Annotated in this window: 8 protein-coding genes and 2 pseudogenes; 4 read left to right on the top strand and 6 right to left on the bottom strand. The window is 36.6% G+C overall.

Annotated elements, in window-relative coordinates; translation table 11 throughout:
* The 3 genes and pseudogenes from A3KS_RS21715 to A3KS_RS0116655 all read right to left on the bottom strand — a co-directional run.
* The coding region (locus A3KS_RS21715; protein ID WP_026396217.1) for a transposase at nucleotides 1–279 on the bottom strand (279 nt) is incomplete at its 3' end.
* Between the two features lie 170 nt (nucleotides 280–449).
* A pseudogene (locus tag A3KS_RS21720) lies at nucleotides 450–1,548 on the bottom strand (IS256 family transposase).
* A 178-nt stretch (nucleotides 1,549–1,726) separates the two neighbouring features.
* Entirely contained in the window at nucleotides 1,727–2,452 is a 726-nt protein-coding gene (locus A3KS_RS0116655; RefSeq protein WP_026395863.1) for an MEDS domain-containing protein, read from the bottom strand.
* A 179-nt stretch (nucleotides 2,453–2,631) separates the two neighbouring features.
* On the opposite strand from A3KS_RS0116655, the gene A3KS_RS0116660 reads away from it, so the two are divergent.
* A complete protein-coding gene (locus A3KS_RS0116660; protein ID WP_026395864.1) occupies nucleotides 2,632–3,843 on the top strand; it encodes a cation:proton antiporter in 1,212 nt (403 codons plus the stop codon).
* 210 nt (nucleotides 3,844–4,053) lie between these two features.
* Here A3KS_RS0116660 and A3KS_RS24055 read toward each other — a convergent pair whose 3' ends face one another.
* The 3 genes from A3KS_RS24055 to A3KS_RS0116675 all read right to left on the bottom strand — a co-directional run bounded on the left by A3KS_RS24055 (nucleotide 4,054) and on the right by A3KS_RS0116675 (nucleotide 7,408).
* Nucleotides 4,054–4,542 (bottom strand): transposase, encoded by a 489-nt coding sequence (locus tag A3KS_RS24055; protein WP_242834786.1) that lies wholly within the window; start codon nucleotides 4,540–4,542, stop codon nucleotides 4,054–4,056.
* Nucleotides 4,543–4,599: 57 nt separating this feature from the next.
* Entirely contained in the window at nucleotides 4,600–5,016 is a 417-nt protein-coding gene (locus A3KS_RS24060) for a transposase (protein WP_242834787.1), read from the bottom strand.
* A 1,132-nt stretch (nucleotides 5,017–6,148) separates the two neighbouring features.
* The gene (locus A3KS_RS0116675; RefSeq protein ID WP_026395866.1) at nucleotides 6,149–7,408 is read right to left on the bottom strand and encodes a uroporphyrinogen decarboxylase family protein; all 1,260 of its coding nucleotides are present in this window, start codon (nucleotides 7,406–7,408) and stop codon (nucleotides 6,149–6,151) included.
* A 351-nt stretch (nucleotides 7,409–7,759) separates the two neighbouring features.
* On the opposite strand from A3KS_RS0116675, the gene A3KS_RS0116680 reads away from it, so the two are divergent.
* The 3 genes and pseudogenes from A3KS_RS0116680 to A3KS_RS0116690 all read left to right on the top strand — a co-directional run.
* The gene (locus A3KS_RS0116680; protein ID WP_026395867.1) at nucleotides 7,760–8,389 is read left to right on the top strand and encodes a cobalamin B12-binding domain-containing protein; all 630 of its coding nucleotides are present in this window, start codon (nucleotides 7,760–7,762) and stop codon (nucleotides 8,387–8,389) included.
* A 33-nt stretch (nucleotides 8,390–8,422) separates the two neighbouring features.
* Nucleotides 8,423–9,217, top strand: coding sequence for a methyltetrahydrofolate cobalamin methyltransferase (locus A3KS_RS0116685; protein ID WP_026395868.1), 795 nt, complete (start codon nucleotides 8,423–8,425; stop codon nucleotides 9,215–9,217).
* A 207-nt stretch (nucleotides 9,218–9,424) separates the two neighbouring features.
* Nucleotides 9,425–9,644 (top strand): annotated as a pseudogene (locus tag A3KS_RS0116690) (IS256 family transposase); the annotation flags it as partial.

Consider the following 9,644-nt stretch of genomic DNA (forward strand, 5'->3'; position numbering starts at 1 on the left):
CCAGATGAAGGCAATATCGCGTCGACATAATTCTACGATCCGGTCAATTGCCTTAACACCCCGCATATTGGCATAAACCAGCACGGCGAACAGCATAATCGGATTGTATCCTTTTCTTCCCTGATGTGAATATTTTTCCAGCAGACTGGCATAGTTTAAGTCCTCCAAAACTTTTTTCAGGGTAAAGACGGGATCGTCGGATGGCAAACCGATCTGATACAGATTGAAATTTATTTTTTGTTGTCCTTTTTCGAAAAATTCTGTATAATATGTATTCATGTGTAGTTACATTATATTCTGTATGTGTAACGGAGGGAAGATGGTTTTTTTAGCCATCTTTTTTCTTTGCCAAAAAATCAAAAGGGAGTCTGATGTTGACCATCAAACTCCCTTTTTGGCTGAGGCTATTTCCCGACAGCCCCTTTGATGTTGCCATGCTTATTCGACGTCTACGAGCTAATTCTGTCTTCAAAATAAATTAAAAGCTGTTCCAGAATTTTCGACCATTCTCTTGGTCACTTTTCTGAGCTGCCGGTTGAAGTTTTCAATCGCATTGATCGTATAGATCAGCTTTCTCAATTCCGGGGATATTTGAAATATGTAGATAAATCCGCCCAGTTATTTTGCCACGAGCGGATGGAACTGGAATATTTTTTCCCCCATTTATTTTCCAGTACTTCCAACTGTTGCAAAGCGATATCTTCAGTGACTGGCCTGGTAAACCAATTTCAGATCGGCCATAAATGGTTTGATGTCTTTGTATGAAACAAAACGGGTGGTATAACGGATCTGATGAATGATGCAACGCTGAATCTCCGCATTGGGGAAGACCGCATGAATGGCATCTCCAAAACCGGTCAGCCCATCAAAAGAGACAATGAGCATATTTTCAGTACCACGATTCTTTATTTCGTTGAGTACACCCAGCCAGTATTTAGCACTCTCGTTGCCACCTACCCACATGCCCATGACTTCCTTCGTATCATCCAATCGCGTACCAATCGCAATATAAACCGCCTTTTTAATGACGGCATTGTCCTGTCGGACATTGTAGTGGATCGCATCCATAAAGACGATTGCATACTTATTGGACAACGGCCGATTTTGCCATTCTTTTGCGATGGGTAGAATCTTATCCGTCATTTTTGAAATCATTGTGGGTGAGGCATCCACTCCGTAGACATTCTGTAGATGTTCGTTTATGTCCCTGGTTGTCATCCCTTTTGCATACATCGACAGGACTGGATCCTTAATCGTCGTAATATCGGTCTGATGTTTCTTTACAACCTGAGGCTCGAATTCGCCATCCCGATCTCTCGGAATATCGATCGTCAAAGCCCCCATCGATGAAGTGACTGTTTTCTTGCTGTAGCCATTACGTCGATTATCGGTTTCCTTATTGGCATAATCATATCGAGAATAACCCAGATCATCTTCCAGTTCAGCTTCAAGCATTCCTTGGAGCGTATCACCCAACAGATCCTTTAGCATGGACTGAACATCGCCGGCATCCTCCGGTTGATAGGTTGCCAGAAGTTGACCGATCAATTCTTTTCGTTATTTGGTGAGTTTTCGTTGTCTTGCCATAATAAAAATCCTCCCAGATTGATTTTATTTTATCATTAATCTGGAAGGATTTTCTACTCTGACACAAAATTATTTACAGTCTCCCATAACGATGCGGGATTCGCCGTTTTTATATTCGCATAATAAAATTATCGAAATTTTAATTCCGCAAAATTATCGAACTTTCGTCATTGAAAAATAAAGTGCCACTATGATGTTCCATTAAGTGAATTAAATTTTTAAATGATTCACCTATGAAATCTTCAATACTGTAAGGACAAATACCAATTACAGACATATTCTTAATAGTTTCATTTAAGTGAGATTCAAAACGAATCAATTCGCTCTCTTTTTCACAGCAATTTATATGAGGTGAACCTGAAACCCAAAGTGTTCCAGATATATTACTTTCAATTTCATTTTTCCAATTTTCTATTGGTCCGCTGATCCCCTTCGTTTTGAATGATTGATTAAAATCAATTATTTTTAATTGATTCTCTTTTTCTAATATTTCAATATCTAATCCGTTCGTTTTATATTTTTCTCTTAATTCATCAGGATCCTGCCACCAACAACCTTTAACCATTTTGTTACCTCTATTTATTGCCTGTTGAAAAAACGAAGTCTCTAATTTGAATATATCTTCTCGAGTACTGGCAATGACCATTAAATGCTCATTGTTGTATAAATTTTTCCAAATATCTTGTTTTATAGAATCGTCCTCACTAAAAGCAGATACTAAGTTTTCTAAAGACGATTCATGGATTCGCCATTCTTTTCCAATTTTTACACCACGTATTTTTCCCTGCTTTAGCCATCGATAAATAGTAGTGGTTGTCGTACGTAAATACACTGCAACTTCAGTAACCGTTAATAAATCAGTCATTATAATCACTCCTCTGCAAAATAATAACATAGAACTACAGTATATTGCAATACATTGTTTAGATAATATAGGCTACAGTATATTTTATTGAATAATAACATACATTGACATACATTGACATACATCGTATGTTATTGTATAATAACGTATGTCAAAATTTAAAATAATAGGAGAAAAGAATGCAAGAAGAAATGTTAACGTTTGTGTCCCTTCTAATAATTGCTATTATTTCATCGATTGTTCCTTTAATTGTGAATAAAATAAAAATTGTTAGAATACCAATTGTAGTTGGAGAGATTTTAGCAGGGATCATTATAGGAAAAAGCGGCTTCAACTTAATTCATATTGGCTCTGAACTTGACTTCCTTTATGAGATAGGTCTAGCATTTTTAATGTTTTTAGCTGGTTTGGAAATTAATTTGAAACTACTAAAAAATGATGATAGAGAACTAAATGAAAAAATCATTAGAAAACCTACCTTCATAGGTATAATGTATTTTATCATTTGCTTTACGTTATCTTTCTCAATTTCATTTTTATTGATGAAGGTTGGGGTTGTGCCAGATGTAATTATTTTTACTTTGGTCTTTTGTAGTACCGCAGTCGGGATCGTTGTTCCCACGCTAAAAGAAAAAGGTTTGATGAATTCTGATTATGGGCAAATGATCCTTATAGCTGCTGTTATTTCTGACTTTGCTACAATGATTATGCTTTCTGTTTATACATCATGGGTGAATCAAAGTTCATTCATGGACTTGATCTCGATAATTCTATTTATACCGCTTTTCTTAATACTTTCGAGACTATCTCATAAATTTGTATCACATAAAAATGTTTCGCAATTAAGAGGGAGCACATCTCAAATTATTGTAAGATTTAGTTATGCAATTCTTCTCTTTTTCATTGTAATATCGCTTTTTATGAAAACCGAAATTATACTTGGAGCTTTTCTAGCAGGTTTTTTAATGTCCGTTGTCAGTGAAAGGGATGGAAATCTTTTTTTTGAGAAACTTGATGCAATTGGATATGGAATATTTATTTCAATTTTCTTTGTTCTCGTTGGAGCAAAATTAGATATCTTTGAGTTGATCTCACAAGGAGAAACATTAGTTCTCTTACCATTATTTGTTTTTATAATTTATGGTGTTAATTATGTCTCGAGCATAGTAATTAGGCTGAAATATAGTAGTTTAGAATCGAGTGCAGCTTCTTTTATCCTATCTTCAAGACTTAGTCTAATTATTGCTGCTGGCGCTATTGCTTGCAAAATGAATATTATTGAATCTAGCCTTAATAGCATCATTATTCTAACTGCTGTGGTTACTTGTACCTTATCACCAATACTGTTTGACAAGCTTAACCATGTTAATGGTAATTATAACAAAAAGTAGTTTATTCAAACTTCGCATTTTAAAAACACCTTAAACTGTTGATACAAAACGTTTTTCTTGAAGAATATCCATTCATGCACAAGGTTTCAGGCTGCTTTTTATCATTACTGGCAAATTCTGAAGGAACTGATTGAGTAATGCGCCCATTTTTTCATCACTGAGGTGAAGAATATCCTGGCAAACACTCAGCATCAGCTCAATCAAAAGAAGTTAGGACTCCTGATAAGCGATATCAGCCAGTTCATCACATGACCAGTAGAACAATTCCCCGATGCTGCGAACATCAAGGTTAAACCGATTTTCCAGTGACAACAACGTGTAGCGCGTAAAAACAATGGCAACATGAGCTGTCTGGGCATCAAAAGACAGTCCTCTGAAGGATTTTGTCAGTTTCAGATAGGACTTGCATACTTTGAAGAAAACTTCAATTGCCCAGCGTTTTCCATAAATGCGGATGATGTCATCTTCAGAAAGGGTGAGATCGGTCGTAATCAGAACCAGGTAATCATTTCGTTTATTCCGGTTTCTGACAAAAACAAGTCTGACCGGTATCGTGATGTCGTATTTTTGAATAATAGCGTCCACTGAAAGCAGGTATCGTGATCGCCCCCGACGTTTTTTGCAGGATGAATAGATGGCTTTGACAGATTTCTTTTCGCCATCAACGAGATAGTGAATTTTGGGTGTCTTCTTTGGCATGGCAATGACATCAATCCCGATTTTCTTTACGACAATCAGGGAGGATGGGCTGCAAAACTAGGTATCAAACAGTACATAGCTGGCGCTGATCCCTGATTTCAGGGCAGATTGGATCAGCTCAAGCATCACTTCCGTCGCTTTACGTCCCGATTGGCTTCGTCGTCTGGCTGCAATGCTGCGTTTGTCCAGACTGTCATCAGCCTTTTTCAGAAGATTTTTATCATCGGATGATGACAACAGCGAACCGGAAACCGGAATAAAGGTGTTCCCATCAGACCACCCCAGCGTCAACAGGCGAAATCCTTTTGTATAGCGATGCTTCACATGGTCAAAGACGCGGGACAACAGCTCCACATTTTTCGAGCGGTTTCGCTCAAATAGGGTATCTTCTACAATCAGAACATTTTCCCGGGATTCATGGTAAGACTCTGATTGGTCACCCGGGCGGCCAGCAACGTGGTAAACTTCTGCCAATGGATTTTAGGGGAGTTCATGAAGCGATAAATCGTATCTTTTCCACATTCCGGACAATGGTGATTGGTCACATAATTCATGTACATCGATCGGTTGGTAAAAATGACACTCAACTGATACTCAAAAACCGAAATGACTGAAAAACCTTTGGTTTTATAAGCATTGCATGTTTTTAAAAGCAGGCCAACCTGATATTTTTTTAAAAACGTGTAACCAGTTTAGAATTGGAATTCAAGTCTGCGCAGGTTTGTGTTATAATTTTCATAGCATGTGCCTCCAGGTTGTTTATTTGTTTTTCGCTAATTCAATTATAACAAATCTGGTGTTTTCATGCTATTTTTATGCCCGTAACATCGGAATTACAATGGTTTTGGACGATTATTATGTGCGAAGTTTGAGTAGTTTATATAAAAATTTCACAGTTTCTGCTACTGGAAACACCAAATTATATTCAAATATTTTTGGTAAATGATCGTCATTGACTGGATGTTCGTGCATTATATTTTGAGCAACAATATAATATGAACCCAAATCGTGTTCATATATAAAGCGAGCAACTTGTCAATAGGAACAAAACTGATACGATTTCAATGCATATTTATCTAATTTTTCTGGGTAGATCACTTTAATTTACAACCCAGAAAGAACATTCACAATTAAACATAAATGTCCATTTTTCGCACTCTATTAAAGCGGATTTCAGTAGTAATGTGATCATTCTAACTTTGAGTTTGAAGTAAACGTTAATATTCATTCCGTAATTCCTTTGACAAACTAAGAAGTCAAGATAACACAAAATAGTTAGGCTTCTTTGGGATTCTGGAACCGAACTGCCATTTATGAGGCTGCCCGCAAAAAACACCCAGAACGCTGGTCAAAATCAATTTGGTACTGGTCACTGGAAGATGAGGTCTGGTTAAATCTAGAAAATGATGAAAAACATACAACTGCAGAATCAAAAGGTTAAATCAATAAAATCCATCAACTATCTTGACAAACACCGGATTTTTTGAACAAACTTTTATAGCTGTATGTGAGTTAATATTGATATAACTTTCACAAAAAGTAACCCATCCGCTAATGTTATAAATTAATGGATGGGTTACGCAGTCTTTCAAGGGTTATTTACATTTTAGTACTTGCCATGTTTAAGGATGGCAGCTGTCATTGCTCTAACATTCTCAATTTTAGCAGGGCCAATCGCATTAAATGGAAGGGTATAGATGTAACCTCTAGAAGATTTCATTTCAGTTAATAATTTTTTTACATGCAAATCAACTTCTTCTGGTGTTCCACCAATCAGAATGGACGGTGAAATGCCACCAGCTATACATGTATGATTACCAATAATTTTTTTTGCATCTACAATATTTGTTCGGTCAAACCATGCAATTGCTTTACCCTCTGGTAATTCGAGAATTGTATCAAGTAAATGATCATGTTCTCCTTGAAAAGATAGTAAGGGAGTAAAACCGTCTTTAATGAGTTCTTCTGCGATTAATTTAATATATGGCCAATGAAATTCAGCGTATTGCTTTTTAGATAAAAAGCTATTATACCATACTGGCATAAATACTCTGCGGGACCCTGTCAATTCGTATGATAATTGACCTGTAGCCTTTCCTACCGCAACAAAAACGGGAGTCAATTCTTCACAAAGTCTTTTTATTTTTTTAGGATACCTACGAATATCAAATAGCACTTTATCAAAGTTGCGAACAAAAGAGCCTATAAAATCAAGAGGATTAGGCGCAAGCGCCATATACCATGGTGGACAATTAACTTCTTTCATTTTTTGAGTGAAATCTCCAACATTGGCCAGTGCTGGTCCCAGTTGAAGTCCAAGTTTTATCAGTGCTGCATTTGCACTCGAACTTCCTGGTTGACTTAGGCTTTTATATACTTTAGGAACGATTACTTCAGAAAGAAAATCAAAAGGATTTTCGATAAAATCATCGTACTCTTCTGGTTCAATGAAGGTGTCTTTTATTAAAAAATGGGCTTCTCCATCTCCGGGCAATTCACGACCAGGATGCGAAACATAGTTATCTTTTAATACATCGTGTGTAAAACCACCTCCTAAAACTGATGCAATTGCCACATTGATTGCTAGCTCTGGATTAGTAGCTGCTAAAGATAAACCAAGCGTTACTGAATCAAAAGACCTTAGGAAGCAGGTTGCATCCCAATTAAAATCAGTTGCAAATTTTATTGCGGCCTCAGTGTACTGTTTCGTATCATTGAACATTTCATCATAAGAAATATTTGAATATTTAGCTGGGAAATAAAGGGTAGCAATTGCAATTGGTACACGGTCAACTGGTTCTAATTTTGCACATTTATCTAATCGGTCGAGTTTTTCATCGTATTTACTTAATACTTGATTTGACATTTAGTACTCCTTTAAAAAAATTAATTAAGTTTGTAAAATAATATTCAAAAATTGAAAAAATTTTGAATTCCGTAGGCTTCCTTTCAAAAAAATATTATAGATGTTATTTTTTCACTATATTAATTTTTAGACAGATTCGTAATTGCAATATTTGCATCTGACTAATAGTAATAAGGTGAAGTGTAGGGCCTCCTTACTAAACAATGATTTACACTTGTAAAAATAAAACTTTTACGATAGTGCTTTGTTTGGTATGATTATATATCTCAAAGTTCAATAAGTCAACAAAAAAGTATATCATTGTATGTCAATGTATGGTATAATCAAATAAAAATGAAAGGATGTGTTTTTATGTTAGATTTAAATGTGTTAACACAAGCGTTAGGTGATCTTGATGAAGATCAAGTGATGGATATGTTGAAGGAGTTTTCTGAAATAAATCCTTCAGAGTCAGCGGCACTTGAAGCGGTAGCCGCATGTCAGTCTGGAATGGCGATTGTCGGGGAACTTTTCGAAAAGGGTGAATATTTTGTTGGAGATTTAATTTTCGCCGGAGAACTACTAACCGAAGCTATCAATGTATTAAAACCGGTTTTAGGTGGAGGTGATTCAGTGGTGATTGGTACCATTCTTTTGGGAACTGTTCACGGGGATTTGCATGATATTGGTAAGAATATCTTCAGAAGTATGTCCGAAGCTGCGGGGTTTGAAGTTGTAGATATCGGGATTGACGTTGAAGTGGATACCTTTGTTAAAAAAGCATTAGAAATTAAACCTCAAATAATTGGTATGAGTGGCGTTCTAACTCTGGCGATTGACTCTATGAAAGATACAGTAGATGCCTTGAAGGCTGCTGGTGTGGGCGCCAAAATAATCATCGGTGGTAATCCCGTTACGAAGGAAGCTTGTGAGTTCATAGGGGCAGATGCTTATACTACTAATGCTGCTGAAGGTGTTAAAATCTGTCAAGATTTGGTTTAAACTTTTGAAATTAATACATATTAAGGAGTAATTATGATAATTATTGGAGAAAAGATAAATGGAACCATACCCATAGTAAAACAAGCGATTGAAAAACGAGATGCCGCATTCATAGCCGATCGCGCAATTAAACAAACAGAGGCAGGGGCCAGTTTCATTGACGTGTGTGCAAGCACAGCCCCGGAATATGAGATAGATACATTGAAATGGCTCATTGAGGTCGTTCAGGACGCTACCGATACACCCCTTTGTATTGACAGTCCAAATCCTTATGCAATTGAAGCGGTTTTTAAATATGCCAATAAGCCAGGGATGATTAACTCAATTTCGGAAGAAGTTGACAAGTGTGAAGTTCTGCTTCCACTCCTTCAGGGAAATACCTGGGAAGTTGTTGGTCTAACATGTGATGACAAGGGGATACCGAGTGATATAGAAACAAAAATTTCGATCACGCGATGTATGGTGGAGAAAGCAGATAAATATGGCATCACACCTAATCGAATTCATATTGATCCATGTGTTATGGCCTTATCAACAGCAAACAATGCGATGCTTAATTTTGTAAAAGAAATTAAGCAAATAAAAATAATGTATCCGTCTATTCATGTAACTGGTGCCATTAGCAATATTTCTTTTGGCTTGCCTGCACGTCCACTCATTAATAAAACTGCAATGGCCTTTGCTATTAAGGCTGGTATGGATTCAGCTGTAATGGATCCGCTAAATCGAGATCTAATGGGTACTATTTCTGCAACTTATTCGCTTCTTGGTCTGGATAAACATTGTCGAAAATACAGTAATGCATTCAGAAAAGGAAAAATTGGGTAGACAGATAAACAAAGTCATGGTCAAAATAATCCTTAAAACATCGAATAGAATACATCAGATATCTAGTTATCAGCCTAATTTCCTATTTAAAAGGTAGGTTGCTTTCATATCCTGATATTTTTAGCCGGAAGGTTTGAGACCGTTTCAAAAATTGTGTAAACCTCGTGGTTGATGTAGAATAAATACATTAGCCAGGAGGTTTTTATTATGGCAAGAAGAAACGAAAGTAACGAAGAAAAAAATCGACGGAAATTAGTGGAAAGTTTTTTAAGCGAAAATCCCATCAAAGATCCAAATGACATCCAGGAACTGATGAAGGAAATGATGCGCCAAGTGCTGGAAGGCGGTCTCACCGCTGAATTGGATGACGAACTGGGTTATACCCGCTATGATTATCGGAACAAGGAAACCGAGAACAGCCGGAACG

Origin of the sequence: Acetobacterium malicum subsp. dehalogenans DSM 11527 (genome assembly GCF_000472665.1) — a bacterium.
Lineage (GTDB): Bacteria > Bacillota > Clostridia > Eubacteriales > Eubacteriaceae > Acetobacterium > Acetobacterium malicum.

Excerpts from the sequence above, each read along its gene's own strand:
- A3KS_RS0116675 (WP_026395866.1), bottom strand. The coding sequence starts at position 7,408 with ATGTCAAATCAAGTATTAAGTAAATACGATGAAAAACTCGACCGATTA.
- A3KS_RS0116680 (WP_026395867.1), top strand. The coding sequence starts at position 7,760 with ATGTTAGATTTAAATGTGTTAACACAAGCGTTAGGTGATCTTGATGAA.
- A3KS_RS24055 (WP_242834786.1), bottom strand. The coding sequence starts at position 4,542 with ATGCCAAAGAAGACACCCAAAATTCACTATCTCGTTGATGGCGAAAAG.
- A3KS_RS0116655 (WP_026395863.1), bottom strand. The coding sequence starts at position 2,452 with ATGACTGATTTATTAACGGTTACTGAAGTTGCAGTGTATTTACGTACG.
- A3KS_RS0116660 (WP_026395864.1), top strand. The coding sequence starts at position 2,632 with ATGCAAGAAGAAATGTTAACGTTTGTGTCCCTTCTAATAATTGCTATT.
- A3KS_RS0116685 (WP_026395868.1), top strand. The coding sequence starts at position 8,423 with ATGATAATTATTGGAGAAAAGATAAATGGAACCATACCCATAGTAAAA.